Source organism: Streptomyces sp. SID13726 (assembly GCF_010548375.1).
Lineage (GTDB): Bacteria > Actinomycetota > Actinomycetes > Streptomycetales > Streptomycetaceae > Streptomyces.
The window spans coordinates 138,575-154,316 of record NZ_JAAGLY010000018.1; the positions used below are offsets into that span (position 1 = coordinate 138,575).

Genomic DNA, 15,742 nt, shown 5'->3' on the forward strand with positions numbered 1-15,742 from the left:
GCGAATGGCGCACGGCAAGGGAACGCGCATGCGACAACGGGAACGTCCGCTCGGTGTCAGGTCACCGTTTCGGGTGATGTCGCATCGCGGCAGCGGAGGCTTTCGGCGAGCGGGTCAGGGTTGCGGCGTGCCGGATGGGGTGTGGTCGGAGCACAGCGTCCCGAGGAGCTGTTCGATGGGGACGTCGAAGGCGTGGGCGATGGCGTGCCAGGTGGTGACGCTGCCGGTGGTGCGGCCGTGTTCCAGGTCGATGAGGGTGCGCCGGGCCAGGCCGCTGCGGGCGGCGAGTTCGTCGAAGGTCCAGCCGCGCTCGCCCCTGAGCCTCGCGAGTTCGACGCGCAGCGCGAGGAGGTCGGGATCGGGCGGCAAGATCGTCACCCCACCATCCGACGGTGCAGACCCCTGCCCTGTCAGTGCAGACCTCTGCACTATTTGCTAGGGAAGGGGTGACATACACGGCGCAGGGACCAGCGCTACGGTGCGGCCTGCTCCCGCCTCCTGCCGAGCGGGGTGCGGGAGTTCAGCGGCACGGACCGATCGGAGGAGAACGAGCCCGATGAGGCTCTCCATCACGCGCGAAGCGGTGCAGCGCATCTGGACGGTACGGCTGAACCCGCAGGCCGGCGGCCCGCTGCTGGCCTGCCCGCATCCTCGCTGCGCGGCAGCCACTCCCCTGCCGGCCGGCTCCGCCCGGTCCGCCGCGCTGACACACCTTGCCCGTCATGCCCGAACGGACGTGCTGGCCCCGCACCTGCGGACCTGCCAGTGCCGGGAGCGGGGGTGCGCCTGGCACCGTCGCCACCGCGGGTGCGCCGGACCGGTTCTGCTCGCGCTGACCCGCGACCGCAGTGGCCGAACCTGGCGCCTGGCCGACGCCTGCGCCGCCTGCGCCGCGGCGATGAGCCACACGGCCGTCGTACCCGACACGTCACTCAGACCTGGGCGCAGATGCCCGGTGTCCCGCACGCCGGCGGCTCCGCCCAGGCCGTCTCACGGGCCGGGTGAGCGCATGCGGGTACGGGAGATGCTCACCTATCTCGCGGCAGCGCTGCCCCGCTTCACCTCCCCGGCCGCCCGTCTGCTGGCCCTGCAGTGCGTTCTGCGCGCCGATGACTGCGCTTATGTCCGGCTGCCGGGCGGCCTGTTGCGCAGCATGCGGCTGTACGGCCGCAGGGAACTGTGGGAAGAGCTGGAGCATGCCGGCTGGCTGCGCTGCAGGGCCGGCAGGCATCGGCACGTGGAGGCCCAGCTCCTCGATGCCGGGGTCCTCGATCAGAGAGCTGGCCGCCGGATGCGGGCCCGTGCCGCCCAGTGGGCGCTGCGTCCCATCCCGGTGGCCCTGCCCGCCAGGTGGCCACCGTCCGTGCAACTGACCGCCCTGGCCGTGGCCTCCTGCACGTCGGGGGAGGCCGGCAGTGCCGACATGGAGGTGCTCGCCCGCCTGTGCGGGCACTCACCCCACCAGACCGAGGAGCTCCTCGACCGGCTGGTCACTACGCGCATGCTGACTTCCTGGCGGTACTACCGGGAGACCGACGAAGTCTCCTGGCACCTTCCGTCCCCGGCCAAGGCGGGCTGCACAGCTGGGCAGCAGTGACCGTGCCCCCTGCCAGCGACCGTGCCCCGCAGGAGAGAGCGAGACAACACTCGGCAGGAACATCCGGCTCCGCTCGTGCGTACATGTCTCTAGGCTGTCGCAGTCCGCAGCAGTCGCGGTCTACGAGCGGCCCAGTTGTCGCAGACGAACGCATTCCGCATCCCTCGGCGGACTCGGCGCCTGCTAGTTTTCACCGCCACGGCCGTGAACTGAAGAAAGGCCCATGCCATGCCCGAGAACCTGCCCCCCGCCTCCGAACTGACATCGCAGTACAGCGCCCAGTTGGCGGGCGACGTCGAACGCAACACCAAGGAACAGGAACGCATCGGTGCAGAGATCGAAGCGCTGCAGGAGCAGTTGGGTGCCCTGCAGCACGACCACCGTGTGCTGGTGAGCATGCAGCAGGCCCTCGGCGGCGCAGGCCTGGCCCGGCCGGACACCACGGCTGCGCCGTCAGTGCCTGAGCAGGCCTCTGCCGAACCCAAGCCGGCCAAGGCGAAGAAGGCAGCCGCCGCAGGCGCGAAGAAGACGGCATCCAAGAAAACTGCCGCCAAGAAGACCGCAGCCAAAGCCTCGTCCGCGACGGCCTCCGCGACAGCCGCCGCGCCGACCCTCGTGGAGCTGATCCGCACTTACGTGGATCAGCAGAGCGAGCCGCGCTCCGCCGCAGAAATCTCCTCCGCACTTGGGCAGGCCCATCCCGAGCGCAACATCAAGACCACCGTCGTGCGCACCACCCTCGAGGGACTCGTTGCCAAGAGTCACGCTCACCGCACCAAGCAGGGCTCGTCCGTGTTCTATACCGCTGCGGCCGCCCCGGAACCCGCTGCGGTCGAGCCCCAGTCGGAGGCAGCGGCCGGCTGAGCATCCGACGGCCCGTCATCGCATTCCTCGATCCCACGATCCGATGTCCTCCGGGGCCGAAGGTCGCTGCGCTGGGTGCGAACGGCGTACCGCCGTGCGCGGCTCACTGGTTGTTTTCTATCCGTTCGCGTGGTTCCTCGGGCCGTGGGAGCCAGGTGCCGTGGCGGCGCGGCAGACAACAGGGGATGCCGGTCGCCGGGCTGCCGCTGGTCAAGTCGTCGGCGACGGCCGTGTCCAGGGGCTGCTCGGGTGCCCTGGTCTTACGCCCGGCCCTCGGCGAGCCGGTACGGTGATCAAGCCGGGTCACCTTCATGGACTCCACCGGCATCAACATCTTCGTCGCCGCCCCCCGCACTCTCACCGAGGCCGACGGCAGGGTACGTCTGGCCGCACCCGGCGAAGCCGTAATGCGCGCCCTGCAGATCGTCGGCGTCGACGCAGTGATCGACTGCCGTGAAGCCCTCCGCCAAGCACTCAGCGACTGACCGATCCCCCGTACCGGCCATGCGCTGACCGATCGGCTCAGTGCTGATGGTGGTCGCGTTTGGACAGGTAGAGGGGACTGAGCTGGCGCCAGTAGCCGTGCACGAGCTCTTCGGCCTCCTGCACCGCCCGCTGAGCGCCTGGCGCGTCCATCGGCAGGCATTGCTCGGCCTGAGCCGCGGTCGCGCCCATGCCCCGGACATCCCTCAGCGCCGTCCAGCGGGATACCGCAGCAGTGCGCGGCCTGCTCCTTCGGCCCGTCAGGCACCAGCGCGCGCACAGTATCGCGGCCACCACTGACAATGCGCTGGCGGCATAGACCTCATGACCGGCCACTGGCTCCTCCTGCCGGACACCCGTACGGACCGTGCCGGATTCATGTGCCCCGGTATCGGGGGGGGTTGAGCTTGCGTCGGTCGGCTGCGGTCAGGCTTCTGAGCTCCGCGCCGCTGGCTGGCCGCTGTTGCCGTGAGCCAGTGACGTGAGGATTTCCTTGCGGCAGACATCGAGGATTTCGTCCGCCAGCGGAGAACCGTCGGGGCATGCCCGCGACAACATGATCGCTCCGATCGAATGGGCGAGCATGTCGATCACCATGGTGCGGGCCGCGCGCTGGTCCGCATCCCCCGGCGTGTCGCTTGGGGCCTGAAGGGCCGTCAGCAGGTTCTCGATCCCGGCCGCGAACTCTGTTTTGATGTCCGCCGACTGACGTGCGGCGTCGCCGCTGAGGGCCGCGATGGTGCAGCCGTCGCTGCGATCGTCGCGATGTTCCCGGGAGACGTATTTCTCGACGAACTCGGCGGGGTCCAGGCCTTCTGTCCGTGCCGCGGTCTGTGAGAGCCCGTTTGCGGACGCTTCGGCCATCAGGTCGGCCTTGGAGCGGAAGTGCTTGTAGAACCCGCCATGGGTGAACCCGGCGGCTGCCATCAGTTCCGCCACGCCGACACCGTCATAGCCGCGCTCGCGGAACAGCCTGGCGGCTGTCGCGACGATGTGCGCACGGTTCTGCTCCGCCTGTGCCCTGGTGACCCGCATGTCCAGCCCCCCTTCTTCGGTCGACGCTCGACAGCCAAGCATACATAGATGTCGATCGACATCAAAGATGTTGACTTTTTAGATGACGATCGTCATCGTATTGCTCATACCCACCAGAAAGGCGCAGGCCATGAGTGACACGCATGTGACCGCACCGACCCAGTACATCGAGGTCGACGGCGACCGATTCGCCTACCGGCGTTGGGGCAAGCCCTCCGGCGTCCCGATCTTCCTCGTCCAGCACTTCCGCGGGGGAATGGACAACTGGGACCCCCTGCTCACCGATGGCCTGGCGGAAGGCCGTGAGGTCATCCTGTTCAACGGGCGCGGCATCGCCTCGTCATCCGGCACGCCGCGTAACCGGATGGAGGACATGGCCGACGACATCGCCGCGGTCATCCGGGCGCTGGGGCTGGAGCAGGTCGATCTGCTCGGCTTCTCGATCGGCGGTTACCAGGCGCAGGAGGTCACATTGCGCCACCCCCAGCTGGTGCGCAAGCTCCTCCTGCTCGGCACCGGCCTGCGAGGCGGGGACCCGACGAGTGACCCCAAGGTGCCTGAGTACGCACTGAATCCGGTTCCCACCGTGGAGGACTTCCTCTTCCTGTTCTTCGGCCGCTCGGACGCCGCGGTCGAAGCGGGCCGGGCCTTCTGGGAGCGGCGCCACCAGCGGGCCGACCAGGACCCGCCGAGCTCGCCCGCGGTCGCGCAGGCGCAGTTCGAAGCGGCTATCGCCTATGCGGAACCGCTGCCGGGCGAGAATCCCTATGCCTTCCTGAACGCGATCACCCAGCCGACGCTGGTCCTCAACGGCGAGAACGACGTGATGATCGCCTCGATCAACTCCTGGCACCTCGCCCAGAACATCCCCAACGCCCAGTTGCTGATCTACCCCGATGCCGGGCATGGAGCGCAGTTCCAGTACCCCGAGCGGTTCCTGAAGCACGCCCTTCAGTTCCTTGACGAGTAACACCTGCAAGGGCGCTGTCCACTTGGCCGGTCACAGGGTGTGTCGGGATGTGCGGGACGGGGTCGGGGCTGTGCCGCGACCCCGTCAGGCCGCGGTGGACAGGCCGGAGATCTTGTTCCAAGCGGTGAAGCGGTCGGTCCCCTGCGCGCGGGACCAGCTGGTGGTGAGGCGGTTTCCGCGCGGCCGGAAGTGTGGGGAGACTGCGCTGGCGGACGACAGGAATCGCTGAGCCGCTGCGGCCCATCGGAAGGCCGACACCGGGCACGCGGTCGCCACGGGTCACGCCGGAGCTGCGCATCCTGGCGACCAGCCGCCACACGCTGGGCGTGACCGGCGAGCATGTCCTGGCCGTCGCGCCGCTGCCGTCGGACGAGGCGGTGGCGTTGCTCCGGGACCGGGCCACCGCCGTGCGTCCGGAGTTCGTCGGCGGCGAGGCCAACCAAGCCGAAGTGGCCCGGCTCTGTGCCGACCTGGACGGGCTGCCGCTGGCGATCGAGCTGGCGGCATCCCGGCTGCGGGGTCTCACCGTCGAACAGTTGACGGACCGGCTGGAGGACCGGTTCGCGCTGCTCACCGGCAGCCGGACTGCCCCGGCCACCAGCGCACTCTGCGCGGGGTGATCGACTGGAGCTACGAACTGTGCGCTCCGGCGGAGCGGCTGCTGTGGCGCCGGCTGTCGGTCTTCTCCGGCGGGTTCACCCTGGAGGCGGTGGAGGGCGTCTGCGCCGGAGACGGTATCGCCCGGCCCGAGGTGGCGGACCTCCCCGACCGGCTGGTCGCCCAGTCCGTCGTTCTGGCTTACGAGGCGGAGGGCCGGCGCTACCGGCTGCTGGAGAGCATCCGGCAGTACGGGCGGGAGCGGCTGGCGGAATCCGGCGAGGAACGCTCACTGGAGGTGCGCCACCAGGACTTCTTCCTCGCCCTCGCCGAGCGCGTCGACCGGCACTGGTTCTGCTCCGGCCGGGTGGAGAACCTCGCCAGGCTGCGCGCCGAGCCAGTGGCAGGTCAGTGCGGGCGCCAGGTGCGCACCTCGAGGTGGATGATCTGGGCGTCCGCGTGGATGCGTCCGCTGTCTACGAGCCATTGGTGGACGGCTGCGGTGACGTCTCCGCCTGCGGCGTCCACGCGTTGGGCGAAGTCGGCGGCGTCGTGCCCGCCGGTCTGAGCGGAGCCGTAGGAGCGTTCCTCGGTGTGGTCGGCGCGCTGGATGACGTCACGGCGGATGCCGGGTGAGTCGGTGCGGCTGCCAGAGGGGTGCAGGTAGGCGGACTTGGCCAGGCGGACGGTGAAGGCCAGACGCAGGCCGAGGCGGGCTGCTTCGGCGATCAAGGGGCGCAGGCGGGCTGAGCCGGAGGCGATCGCCTGGGCTCCGACGCGGCCTGTGCCGGAGCCGGTGGGAGTGATCAGGACGGCTTTGCCGCGCACCCGGGCTGTGGCACCGGAGGCGGTGGTGCGGCGGGTGATGCGCCGGGCGGCGATCACGGCCAGTTCGGGCAGGTCGGTGATGCCACCGGCCTCGACGGCGGTGAGCACGTCGCGTAGGGCAGCGACGAAGGCCGCGCCCTTGTTCTTGGTGTAGAACTGCGAGACTAGGGACGGGTCGCGGTCGATAATGCGGGCGATGTCACGCTTGGAGTAGCCAGCGCTCTGGAGCCGGTCGGCGAGGTGGGCCGCTTCGTTCAACTCGCCTCGCCCAGCGGGACGGTTACGGCGGGGGCGGGGCGCCATCACGCCTCTTGTGCGGTGGTGAGGGCAGCACGTCCGGCATCGCGCACGGTGAGGAGTTCCTCTTCGGTGGTGGGGGCGGACAGGGGCCCGGCGAGGTGGCCTTTGAGGAGGTAGTCGCCGGGCTGGTGGTGGTAGGGCCAGTTCTGGGGCTGGGTGAGGTAGAGGGCGTCGGTGCGGAAGGCGACGACGGTGCCGGGCGGGGTGTGCAGGGCACCCGCATGGGTGTTGTCGTCGCGGTGGCGTTGGGTGAGGAGGGCAGCGCGGGCACCGGACCAGATGGCGGCAGCCCATTCGGGGTGGGCGTTGGGGTCACGGCTGAAGCCGGTGGGCTTCTGCCAGGTGATCAATTGGTCGTCGAAGCCGATGATTTCGGCGCCCGTGGGCACGTCTCGCTCGGCGTTGCGAGGGGTGGTGCCAGTGACCATGCGGGGCCGTTGGGCAAAGGCGCCGATGCCGTACAGCAGGATGGAGCGCACCGCGCGGGAGGCGAGGTGCGCGGCCCTGGCCTGCTCGGGATTGCCCTGGAAGTGGGCCTGCGCGGAGAGGTTGGTCCAGGTCTCCTTGAGTTTCTTGGCCCAGTCGTCGAGGGGTTTGCCGTCCTCCCACAGGATGCCGTCGAGGATCTCGATCTTCCACGGGGTGAGGGGGTTGGTCAGGGCGGTGTGGATTTCGGGGCCGCCGGCCCAGGTGGTGAAGGTGGCGCCGGGGGTGGCCGGGTAGTGCCAGGCGCGGTCGCCTGGGGCGGGGGCGGGCAGCAGACCGACGTGGTTCCAGCCGTCGGGCACGGTGACGCGGACGTGCCAGTGTCCGCACCCGTACAGGGCCCGCATCTGCTCCTTCTCCGACCAGGCGGCGAACGTGGCCGCCGTGATGCGGCGGGGGGTGCCGACCGGGGATTTCCAGGTGTGCTTGGCGTAGGCGAAGGTGCGGTCGTATTCGACGAGTTGGGGCAGTTGATCGGGGACCCGGGGCGGGGTGAGCAGTTCGTTGCGGCCCTGGCCCGCGGTGGCGTGCAGCAGGCCGCGCAGTTCCTCCGACAGCACGGGGAAGCCGTCGGCGTGCTGGCCGCGCGTGGGAATGGTCCGCGTCCACAGGTCACGGCCGGTCTGCGAGGGGGAACCCATGAGGACCGCATCGTTCCAGTGGCGGCGCAGGGCCTGCCACAGCAGCACGAAGGCGTCGCGGACGATGTGCGGGGTGTCGCAGTCGAGGTCGAACCACTCCCCCACCGAGCGGATCTCCACATGCTGCTCGCCATTTTCGCGCTGGTAGCGGCCGACGGGATTGCGGGCGTGGACGAAGTGCCCGGCCATCCGGTCGCGGCCACGGCCGGTGTCCGCGCGCCAGCCCGGGATGGGGGCGTTCAGCCAGGCGGCCACCGCGTCACGTAGGTAGGGGTAGCGGGCGGCGTCGCGATGCCAGGGGTCACCGGCGGTGATGTAGATGCGCTCCACGCCTTCAGGGAGGGTGCGGAAGACGGCGGTGAGGATCTCCGCGGCCGAGGCGGCACCCAGGTCGAGGCGGTGGGTCTGGTCGCGATGCACCAGGACGCCCGTCGCGGTATCCAGGAACACCGTGGAGCGGGCCTGCTGGGTGAAGTTCGGCCGCGTGGAGGCCAGGCCGGTGGTGTGGGTGAACCAGGCATCCCCGACGACGCCCTCGGGGACGGAGGGCAGGCTGCGTGGCTCGGGCGGTGCCTGCGGCGCCGTACGTTGTGTGGTTTCGGCCGCGGCAGGTGAGGCGGTGGGTTGTGAGCGGGCTGCGCTCATCGAGAGGGCGGCCGCTCCCTGCTGCGGCGGCTGTTGTCCGGCCTCAGAGGCGGTCTGGGCCGGGGACGGCTCGGGAGCTGGAGGCTGCGGCTGCGGTGCATCGTCGGCTGCGGCAAGGCGGTGGGGGGCCAGGGCGGGGGCCAGGAGGACGATATCGGCCACGCTCAGTCCCGCTGCCGGGGCGATTCGCTCCGCCTTCGCCTTCTCATAAGAGGCGAGCTGGGCAATCTGTTTGTCCCGGTCGGCCTCCAACTTCGTCAGTTCCGTCCGGGCCTTCTTGATCGCATCCCGCACCGTGCGCAGATCGGCGAGCGCAGCGTTGTAGCTCTGTGCGTCCATCGGGGCTTCCTTGTCCGGGCCGGAGTTCAGCCGGTGGTGTTCGTGGGAACGTAGGCGATGGCCCCGCCCGAATTCGAGGCCAGCCGGGTGCCCAGCAGCAGTTCGGCGATCCGGCGGTCGTCGTCCGCGCTGGAGGTGATTACTGTCTGCGGGGTGGCCAGGTCCGTGGTGTAGCCGGCCAGGCGTGCGTTGGGAAAGGCGTGACGGCCCTCGGTGTTCTTCTCCCAGCGCTCCAGTCCGGTCAGGACGGCCACGACGTAGCCAGCGAGGGTCACCGGCAGCACTCCCCCGGCCGCGACGCTCGCCGCGTCGCACCGCCACCAGCCACGCAACGCCTTGAGCAGGTCTTCGGGGGCGAGGCGTACGGCGAAACCGAGCCAGCTACGGTCCGGTTCCGTTGTGGGCCTGGCTGTGTCGACACGCAGAACGGCGACTTCCGTGGCCTGCAGCTGACCGAGTGGCGCGTGTCGGCGCTCCCGGAGGGCCTGCACGACTTCGAGCGGGATCATGACGCGCACGCCGCGGCGCGACAGGCCCGGCAGCAGTCCCGCCTGGATGAGGCGGCGGAAAGTGGTGATCGCACAGCCAAGCTCTTCTGCGGCCTGCCCGGTGGTCAACAGCATCTCACCTACCTCCATGCGAACTCAAATATCTGATTTGGCATGTAACCTAACGCGAACTGTGAAAGAGAGTCAACTCCGTCTCGGCCAGCACAACGCGAGGCGTTGTCGGACGGCAACCGGCCAGCAGGCTGCCTTCGGCGGAAGTCGCGCATCGCCGTCCTCACCGCCTCCTGTGGCCACCGTGCGGCCCGGGCGGTCGGTGACCGCCGCCGCGGTCACCAGGGCATCTGCCTGCCCGCGCTCGTGACGGTCAGCAGGAAGCGGGCTCAACGGGCGAAGTAAGATGCGGGAGCAAACTGCCGTGCGTGGTCGCTACGGCGAAGGTGTGCCGATGTGCACGCAGGTGCTGTGGGCGCGACGATGGGCGGCATGTCCAATCCCAGTGCGGCGCCCGGTTCGCAGCCGGTACAGATCCCCGAACGCACTCACGCGGTCGGGCCGGGCTGGCGGCAGTTGCTGGAGCATCTGCACGAACAGGTCCATGCGATCGCCCCCGACTACCGTCTCGTCGACCTCACAGAAAAGCTCGGCGGCCTGCGCCTCCACGTGGAGGATCCGGCAGGCGACAGCCGCACGCATCGCTGCCGCCGAGGCGGAGTCGGTGCATGTCTGCGAGTTCTGCGGTGCACCGGGCCGCGTCCGCACCCGCAATGACGACCCATACGGATGGCACAAGACCGTGTGCGACATCTGCCACCCCGCCTGGTCCTCCCACCGCCTCATGATCGTTCGCGGGGTGGTGCGCGTCCGCGACCGCTGATGGACGGCACGGGCTGCTCACGCGTGGTGGCCATGGCATCCATGCTCTCTCTTGCCGGGTCAGGGGGCGGCCTTGGCGGGCCGTCCCTCCAAAGCGTTGCGCCGTGCTTGGCAGGTGAGCGCTGGGACACCGCGTCGGGGCGCTCCCCTCAAGGACTGGTCTGGCCTGTCTTGAGCAGCACACCGGGGTCTGCCCCGCCGGTCAGCCCCGCGTGACTGCCCTGCCGCCGTTCGGCTCCCTCTCCTGGGCCTGGTGCGAGCCGATGAGCTGCCTTTGTAGTGGCGGCTGTTGAATTTCGGCTCGCCAACGTCCTTGGCGGCCATCTGGGTTCAGTGGGAGAACTCTATGAAGTCGACGTTGGTGAGTCTTACCGCGTGCAGGCCGCCGGGGCCTGGTGAGAATCCGAAGTAGGACTCGCCTATCGCATCGGCGACGATGCTACGCAGCTCCTGCTCGCTGGCACCGTGATACCGGGCTTCGAGCAGGCGCGCCGGGTAGGGGTGATGCAGGGGCTGTGTCAGGAGGCGTATGCGGCCGTCGTCCGAGGAGCCTTCCGATACGTCGAAGCCGAACCAGCCACGGAAGTACACCCACATGCTGTGCTGGTGAACGCCGATGTTTTGGTGGGCCCGGCGGCGGATGCGGGGCTGCCACAGCCGGATGACTTCTTTGAGGATGGCGCGGCTCAACGCCTCGTTGGGCGTGGCGGATTGGCGGATGAGGATGTGCTGCAGGGTCCGGGGAGTGGTGTTCAGGAGGCCGGCCAGGGCGGCGAGGTCTGGGGTGTGGGAGGTGAGAAAGCGCAGGCGGGCCCGGTCCGAGCGCGGGGGCTGTCGGGTCCAGTGGTGGGCGTCGGCAATGTCGAGGGCTTCTGCGACGGAGTCGGTGTGGAGCCGGTCGAGCATGAGGGTTCCTTCAGGGGGCGGGGCGGCCACGCAGCTGGCGGATCGTGGCTGGTCGCGAGGTACGGACACCGGGCGTGCGGGAGCGGCGGCTGGGCGGGGTGGGCAGGAGCCGGCAGGCGAGGAGCGACTGACCGATTTCGGCGTGCTCCCAGCCGGGGACGGACAGCGGATTGGGGGCGTCGGGATGGCCGCGCAGAGCGGCGAGATGGCGGGCTGCGTCCATCAGCAGCGTTGTCCAGGCCGGCAGCGTGGGGAGGCCGTTGCTCACGTGGGTGTGGAGGGCCTTGATCTGCTGGCTGCTGTACCCGGTCAGCGCGGCCACGGCGACACACGCGGCGTGGACGGGGTGGGCGACGCGGGTGTGGATGCGGTGGGCGATCTGGAGGGCGTGGGGGTGAAGGGGGTCTTGGTGCGGCCCGGGTAGGGGCAGAGGCGGTATGGGGCCTGGGGGCAAGGACGAGGGCGTGAAGACCAGGGTGACGGGCTTCAGGGGCTGGGGCGGCATGCGGAACTGCAGTTCGTCGTCTGGCGGCGGGAAGGGTGCGCGGTGCTGCCACCACGGGTAGCCGGCGGGTTCTCGCAGGCGGGTCGGGGGATGCCAGTGGGCAGCTGCGGCTGGTCGGTTGTTGAGAAGCTGGTGCTCGGTGGTCTCCAGCAGGCCGAGGGTCTTCGGCGGGATGGGGCCGTTGCACAACAGGGTCAGGTGGAGGCCAGTGCGGGTGCTGAGCGCGAGCAGCTGTTCCCACTGGCCTGTGCTGAGCCGGTGGGCTCGGCAGACGGTCAGGTGGCTGATGCCCAGGGTGAGGATCCAGGCGGCAGTGATGCGCCAGCTGTGGTCGCTGTGGGTGGCCCATGCGGGCAGACCGTGGTCGTCGTCGGGCAGGGGCAGGTGTTTGCCGAGGGCGCGGACGATGTCGTGGGCCAGGTAGGGGCCGTTTCCTGCGAGCGGGGTGGGGTGGACGGTGATGCGGCCGTGGCGGGGCTGGTGGGCGGAGAACGCCAGGTGCATGTAGTCCTGTTCGTCCTGCACGGTGACGACGACGGTGAGGCGGGAGGGCGTGGCGTTGCGGCGTGGTGGCCAGGTCGGGCTCCACTCGCTGTCGTGGCGTGAGCCGGCGGGCTCGGACGTATCGGGCGGGGGCGAGTGGGTGGTCATGGCGTCTCCGGGCGGGGGGTGAGGTGGCGCAGGAGTGCGTCGGGGTCGGCGGGGGCGGGCCGGGTGGTGGCGCGGTGGGTGAGGGTGGCCCAGCGTCGGAAGTTGCCGCGGGCCCACGTCTGGTCGAGGTGCAGGAGCAGGGCCGGGTCGGTGGTCTTCCAGTGGGGGTGGAAGGCGGGGATGACGGTGGTGATCTGCGTGGCATCGAGGGGGTCGAGGTCGTGCCAGCAGGTCACGCGGGAGGCGAGCAGGGCGGTGGTGCGCAGGGCACGGAGGCGGTGGCTGCCGGCGGCCAGTACCAGGGCGATGCGGGTGTGGGGGTCGTCGTAGAGGTAGCGGAGGTATTCCAGGCAGGAGGCGGAGAGTTGGTGGGCTTCGTCGATGACGAGCAGCCGGGAGGGATGGTGCAGGGCGTGGCGGATGAGGTCGTCGCTGGTGCCGGGGTCCTGGGGGGGGTGTCCGGGCAGGCTCAGGGCGTGGTGGAGGCTGTGCCGAAGATCGCCGGGACGGGCCTGCGGCTGGGGCAGGAGGCGGATGGCATGCCAGGCGGGGTGCTCGTCGAGCACGGTGTGCAGGGTGAAGGTCTTGCCTGCCCCCGCACAGGCGGCCAGGCACATCATGCCCTGCTCGGTGACGGTGGCCTCAAGGGCGGCGGCGACGGCGGCGGTCTGGGGGGTGTGGACGGTGCGAGCGCCGGTGAGGATGAGGTGGTGGCGGGCGAAGCGGACGGTGCCGTGGGCCGTGGCGACCGGGGTGGTGCGGGTGGCCCGGCGCGAGAGGGCGGTGGTGTTCACCGGTCGTCGTCGCGGCGGACCGGTCGGGCGGGGCGGGAGCGGCGGATGGCCCAGCGGGCGAGGGTCTCGTCGACGTCGCTCAGGCCGCGGCGCTTCATGCCCTCGAGCACATGGTGGGTGATCTTGGACCACATGCGGAAGGTGCCGCCGCCGGCTTCCTGGTCGATGAAGTCGATCAGCTCGGGTGCGGCGGTGGCCCAGACCGGGTGGAACAGGGGGATGTTCTTGGCGACCTCGGCGGGCTCCATGGGGGTGAACTCCTGCCAGATGTAGATCCGGGAGGCGAGGGCGGGCTCGTTGTAGAGGGTCTTGTAGCACTCCTCGCCGCCGACGAAGAGGACGGCGGGCCGGCTCTTTCCCTTGCCGGTGTCGTACAGGTGGCGGACGAACTCGAAGCATTCGCGGCTGAACTGCTGGGCTTCGTCGCAGACCAGAATGTAGGGGCGGCGGGCCAGGGCGCGCTTGAGGAGCCGGTCGAACTCGCTGGGGTGGGCGGGGGGTTTGCCGTCCAGGTGCAGGACGTCGAAGAGTTCCATGCGGATGTCGCGCGGGGTGGGGCGGGAGCGGAACTGCAGGAGCAGGACGAGGTCGGCGGCGACTTCCTTGAGCGCGGCGTGCACGGAGAAGGTCTTGCCCAGGCCGGCGTCGCCGTAGATGCAGGACATGGCACGGGCGTCGATGGTGTCGGCGATGTTCTCGCCGGCTTCCAGGAGGGCTTCGGTGGCGACGATGCGGGCGTCGGGCAGGTCGAGGTAGAAGGCGGGATCTTCGCCGCCGTCGTCGGCGGCGGGGGTGACGGTAGTGGCGGCCATTGCTGCTCCTGATACGGGCGAGGGGTGGGTGGGGGCAGGGGTGGTGGGGCCGGTCAGTGCGCGGGCAATGCCGAGGTGGAGGCCGGTTACCGGGGCCTGGACCTTGATCTGATCGGTGTCGGGACCGGGTTCGACGGTGATGCGCTCACCGGCATGGGCGAGGGTGAAGGCGGCACTGTAGGTGCGGCCGTGCCAGTGGATGTGCCCGTGCGGGCTGATGGTGCGCAGTGCCCGCGAGGGTGCGGAGGTCATGGGGTGGTGTTCTCCTCCTCTGTGCCGGCGGGTCGGGGGATGGCCCAGCGGGCGCCGGGGGTGACGCGGCGGGGCATGTATCCGGCGGGCACGCCGTCGTCCTTGGCCCGCGAGCGGCGGGTGAGGGCGAGTTCGGCGGCGGCCTGGGAGCGGGTCATGGTCCCGGTGGTGCGGGCGGGCTCGGCCTGGGTGACGGCCTGGAAGCGGCGCCGGCGCACGCGCTGTGCCTCGGTCAGGTCGCGACGCAGGCGGCGTACCCGTTCGTCGCGGGCCTCGTAGACGGCGCGGATCTCTTCCTCGCTGGCCTCGTCGGCCAGATGCGCGGTGCCCAGGTGCTGGTCGGTGTGTGCGTCGAAGACCTCGATGGTGCGGGGGTGGTGGGGCTGGTAGCGGATGCGGACCGGGGTGCCGGTGCGGCCGGTCATCCAGGCGCCGACGTAGTCGCGGTTCTGCCAGCGGATGCCGTGGCCGTGGATGACGCGGGTGGAGCGTTCCTCCTCCAGCAGGAAGACGTGCAGATCCTCCAGGGGCGGCACGCGCAGCGGGGTGTCGTCGTCGAGCCAGCTCTCAAGCGGGGTGACGTTGCCGTAGCCCTGCATGCGGTGTTCGGCGTTGCGGGTGCGCACCCACGTCGCGAGCCGCTCGACGAAGGCCTCGAACGCCAGCGCGGGGTCCTTGTCTCCCACCCGCCGTTTGGCATCGAGTTTCTGGGACTTGGTGTAGCGGGGCAGGGTGGAGAAGAACATGCTGGTCGCTGCCCGGTTGAGGTTTTCGATGCTGCCTTTGAGGTGGGGGGTGTAGGGCGGCAGGACGTCCACCTGGACACTGAAGGTGCCCATGGCCTCGCTCACGGCCCGGGAGAGGAAGTCCTTGCCGCGGTCGATGCGGATGCGGCGGGGCAGCCCGCCCGCCGGGCCGTGCACCTCGTCGGTGAGGATGCAGGAGCGCAGGGCGGCCAGGATCGACGCACGGTGCGGGTAGTGGGGCGTGACGGCCCAGCCCATGATCATGCCGGTGTGGCAGTCGCAGAACCAGGTAACCCACGGTTTGACGAGGCGTCCGTCCGCCCAGACCAGGACGGGGACTTGCTTGTGGTCGCCTTCCCACTCCTCGTTGCGACATGTGGGAGGGCGGCGCAGGTGAGGGTCGTGCGCACGGGAGGCAGGGATGCCCGCGCGCAGGCCCGCCAGGTCCCCTTTGGGCAGATCCCGCTTCACCGCGCGGTGCAGGGTGGACAGGCTCGGCACGTCCCGCTCGTCGTCGGCTTCGTCGAGAAGTTCGAGGTGGACGGCTTTGATGTTGCCGTGGTGGTAGGCGAGTTTGATGCGGAGGTCCACGGTGATCGTGAACCGGGGACGTTCGGGGAGGTCGGCGCTGCCGGAGGCCTGGGCCTTTTCCAGACGCCGCCACACCGTGCGTTCGTGGACGCCCACGCTGCGGGCGGCCATCTGCACCTCGGCCCTGGTCATGTCGCCGTGCCGGCGCAGCTCCATCAGCGAGCGGACGGCGGCCGCCAGCAGCTTCTTCTTCTCCCGCCGGCGCCGTGGCGCGTGGTCCTGCTCGTCGGGTGAGGCGTCATCGGGCGGGGTGTCAGTCGAGTCCCGGGGCACCGGGGCAACTCCCTTCACAATGCGGCGGGGTGCGGCAGGTGAGAT

At 70.1% G+C, this 15,742-nt stretch carries 18 protein-coding genes; 6 read left to right on the forward strand and 12 right to left on the reverse strand.

The features are described from left to right. Positions 1 to 114: 114 nt before the first annotated feature. Positions 115 to 378, reverse strand: coding sequence for a helix-turn-helix transcriptional regulator (locus tag G3I78_RS35035; RefSeq protein ID WP_164432211.1), 264 nt, complete (start codon positions 376 to 378; stop codon positions 115 to 117). 178 nt (positions 379 to 556) lie between these two features. Here G3I78_RS35035 and G3I78_RS35040 point away from each other — a divergent pair, with 178 nt between their 5' ends. Beyond that, positions 557 to 1,597 carry a hypothetical protein gene (locus tag G3I78_RS35040; protein WP_164432213.1) on the forward strand — a complete coding sequence of 347 codons (1,041 nt, stop codon included), beginning with the start codon at positions 557 to 559 and terminating at the stop codon, positions 1,595 to 1,597. Positions 1,598 to 1,825: 228 nt separating this feature from the next. Beyond that, positions 1,826 to 2,461 carry a hypothetical protein gene (locus tag G3I78_RS35045; RefSeq protein ID WP_164432215.1) on the forward strand — a complete coding sequence of 212 codons (636 nt, stop codon included), beginning with the start codon at positions 1,826 to 1,828 and terminating at the stop codon, positions 2,459 to 2,461. A gap of 103 nt (positions 2,462 to 2,564) precedes the next feature. Here the strand turns inward: G3I78_RS35045 and G3I78_RS35050 are convergent, their stop codons facing one another. Continuing rightward, positions 2,565 to 2,768 (reverse strand): hypothetical protein, encoded by a 204-nt coding sequence (locus G3I78_RS35050; protein ID WP_164432217.1) that lies wholly within the window; start codon positions 2,766 to 2,768, stop codon positions 2,565 to 2,567. Positions 2,769 to 2,772: 4 nt separating this feature from the next. On the opposite strand from G3I78_RS35050, the gene G3I78_RS35055 reads away from it, so the two are divergent. After that, a complete protein-coding gene (locus G3I78_RS35055) occupies positions 2,773 to 2,946 on the forward strand; it encodes an STAS domain-containing protein (protein WP_164432219.1) in 174 nt (57 codons plus the stop codon). A gap of 37 nt (positions 2,947 to 2,983) precedes the next feature. Here G3I78_RS35055 and G3I78_RS35060 read toward each other — a convergent pair whose 3' ends face one another. Both G3I78_RS35060 and G3I78_RS35065 read right to left on the reverse strand, forming a co-directional pair. Beyond that, complete coding sequence (locus tag G3I78_RS35060; RefSeq protein WP_164432221.1) at positions 2,984 to 3,136, reverse strand: hypothetical protein; 153 nt, start codon at positions 3,134 to 3,136, stop codon at positions 2,984 to 2,986. 234 nt (positions 3,137 to 3,370) lie between these two features. Further along, the gene (locus G3I78_RS35065; RefSeq protein ID WP_164432223.1) at positions 3,371 to 3,979 is read right to left on the reverse strand and encodes a TetR family transcriptional regulator; all 609 of its coding nucleotides are present in this window, start codon (positions 3,977 to 3,979) and stop codon (positions 3,371 to 3,373) included. An 82-nt stretch (positions 3,980 to 4,061) separates the two neighbouring features. Between G3I78_RS35065 and G3I78_RS35070 the strand changes: the two genes are divergently transcribed. Together G3I78_RS35070 and G3I78_RS52335 are read left to right on the forward strand one after the other, a co-directional pair. Next, a complete protein-coding gene (locus tag G3I78_RS35070) occupies positions 4,062 to 4,949 on the forward strand; it encodes an alpha/beta hydrolase (RefSeq protein ID WP_239158239.1) in 888 nt (295 codons plus the stop codon). Between the two features lie 326 nt (positions 4,950 to 5,275). Further along, entirely contained in the window at positions 5,276 to 5,569 is a 294-nt protein-coding gene (locus G3I78_RS52335; protein ID WP_239158240.1) for a hypothetical protein, read from the forward strand. Between the two features lie 385 nt (positions 5,570 to 5,954). Here the strand turns inward: G3I78_RS52335 and G3I78_RS35080 are convergent, their stop codons facing one another. The 3 genes from G3I78_RS35080 to G3I78_RS35090 are packed head-to-tail and all read right to left on the reverse strand — an operon-like array spanning position 5,955 to position 9,408. Next, positions 5,955 to 6,677 carry a helix-turn-helix domain containing protein gene (locus G3I78_RS35080; protein WP_164432225.1) on the reverse strand — a complete coding sequence of 241 codons (723 nt, stop codon included), beginning with the start codon at positions 6,675 to 6,677 and terminating at the stop codon, positions 5,955 to 5,957. Then, positions 6,677 to 8,785 carry a hypothetical protein gene (locus tag G3I78_RS35085; RefSeq protein WP_164432227.1) on the reverse strand — a complete coding sequence of 703 codons (2,109 nt, stop codon included), beginning with the start codon at positions 8,783 to 8,785 and terminating at the stop codon, positions 6,677 to 6,679. The genes G3I78_RS35080 and G3I78_RS35085 overlap by 1 nt, the downstream gene beginning before the upstream one ends. A gap of 26 nt (positions 8,786 to 8,811) precedes the next feature. Beyond that, the gene (locus G3I78_RS35090; protein ID WP_164432229.1) at positions 8,812 to 9,408 is read right to left on the reverse strand and encodes a helix-turn-helix domain-containing protein; all 597 of its coding nucleotides are present in this window, start codon (positions 9,406 to 9,408) and stop codon (positions 8,812 to 8,814) included. A 348-nt stretch (positions 9,409 to 9,756) separates the two neighbouring features. Between G3I78_RS35090 and G3I78_RS35095 the strand changes: the two genes are divergently transcribed. Continuing rightward, positions 9,757 to 10,062: a hypothetical protein gene (locus tag G3I78_RS35095; RefSeq protein WP_164432231.1), complete on the forward strand. Its 306-nt coding sequence runs from the start codon at positions 9,757 to 9,759 to the stop codon at positions 10,060 to 10,062. A gap of 435 nt (positions 10,063 to 10,497) precedes the next feature. Here the strand turns inward: G3I78_RS35095 and G3I78_RS35100 are convergent, their stop codons facing one another. From G3I78_RS35100 to G3I78_RS35120, 5 genes are read right to left on the reverse strand one after another with little or no spacing between them, the layout of a single operon-like run. Then, positions 10,498 to 11,073: a hypothetical protein gene (locus tag G3I78_RS35100; RefSeq protein WP_164432233.1), complete on the reverse strand. Its 576-nt coding sequence runs from the start codon at positions 11,071 to 11,073 to the stop codon at positions 10,498 to 10,500. Between the two features lie 10 nt (positions 11,074 to 11,083). Continuing rightward, positions 11,084 to 12,229: a hypothetical protein gene (locus G3I78_RS35105; protein ID WP_164432235.1), complete on the reverse strand. Its 1,146-nt coding sequence runs from the start codon at positions 12,227 to 12,229 to the stop codon at positions 11,084 to 11,086. Next, positions 12,226 to 13,023, reverse strand: coding sequence for an ATP-binding protein (locus tag G3I78_RS35110; protein WP_164432237.1), 798 nt, complete (start codon positions 13,021 to 13,023; stop codon positions 12,226 to 12,228). Before G3I78_RS35110 ends, G3I78_RS35105 begins: the two co-directional genes overlap by 4 nt. After that, positions 13,020 to 14,087, reverse strand: a complete 1,068-nt coding sequence (locus G3I78_RS35115; protein WP_239158241.1) for an ATP-binding protein — start codon at positions 14,085 to 14,087, stop codon at positions 13,020 to 13,022. The genes G3I78_RS35110 and G3I78_RS35115 overlap by 4 nt, the downstream gene beginning before the upstream one ends. After that, positions 14,084 to 15,697 (reverse strand): Mu transposase C-terminal domain-containing protein, encoded by a 1,614-nt coding sequence (locus tag G3I78_RS35120; RefSeq protein ID WP_164432239.1) that lies wholly within the window; start codon positions 15,695 to 15,697, stop codon positions 14,084 to 14,086. Before G3I78_RS35120 ends, G3I78_RS35115 begins: the two co-directional genes overlap by 4 nt. Positions 15,698 to 15,742: the final 45 nt, after the last annotated feature.

What these genes read in the sequence shown, in the direction of transcription:
- G3I78_RS35040 (WP_164432213.1), top strand. Translation starts at nt 557, where the DNA reads ATGAGGCTCTCCATCACGCGCGAAGCGGTGCAGCGCATCTGGACGGTA.
- G3I78_RS35045 (WP_164432215.1), top strand. Translation starts at nt 1,826, where the DNA reads ATGCCCGAGAACCTGCCCCCCGCCTCCGAACTGACATCGCAGTACAGC.
- G3I78_RS35055 (WP_164432219.1), top strand. Translation starts at nt 2,773, where the DNA reads ATGGACTCCACCGGCATCAACATCTTCGTCGCCGCCCCCCGCACTCTC.
- G3I78_RS35060 (WP_164432221.1), bottom strand. Translation starts at nt 3,136, where the DNA reads ATGGGCGCGACCGCGGCTCAGGCCGAGCAATGCCTGCCGATGGACGCG.
- G3I78_RS35065 (WP_164432223.1), bottom strand. Translation starts at nt 3,979, where the DNA reads ATGCGGGTCACCAGGGCACAGGCGGAGCAGAACCGTGCGCACATCGTC.
- G3I78_RS35070 (WP_239158239.1), top strand. Translation starts at nt 4,062, where the DNA reads ATGACGATCGTCATCGTATTGCTCATACCCACCAGAAAGGCGCAGGCC.
- G3I78_RS35080 (WP_164432225.1), bottom strand. Translation starts at nt 6,677, where the DNA reads ATGGCGCCCCGCCCCCGCCGTAACCGTCCCGCTGGGCGAGGCGAGTTG.
- G3I78_RS35085 (WP_164432227.1), bottom strand. Translation starts at nt 8,785, where the DNA reads ATGGACGCACAGAGCTACAACGCTGCGCTCGCCGATCTGCGCACGGTG.
- G3I78_RS35090 (WP_164432229.1), bottom strand. Translation starts at nt 9,408, where the DNA reads ATGCTGTTGACCACCGGGCAGGCCGCAGAAGAGCTTGGCTGTGCGATC.
- G3I78_RS35100 (WP_164432233.1), bottom strand. Translation starts at nt 11,073, where the DNA reads ATGCTCGACCGGCTCCACACCGACTCCGTCGCAGAAGCCCTCGACATT.
- G3I78_RS35105 (WP_164432235.1), bottom strand. Translation starts at nt 12,229, where the DNA reads ATGACCACCCACTCGCCCCCGCCCGATACGTCCGAGCCCGCCGGCTCA.
- G3I78_RS35115 (WP_239158241.1), bottom strand. Translation starts at nt 14,087, where the DNA reads ATGACCTCCGCACCCTCGCGGGCACTGCGCACCATCAGCCCGCACGGG.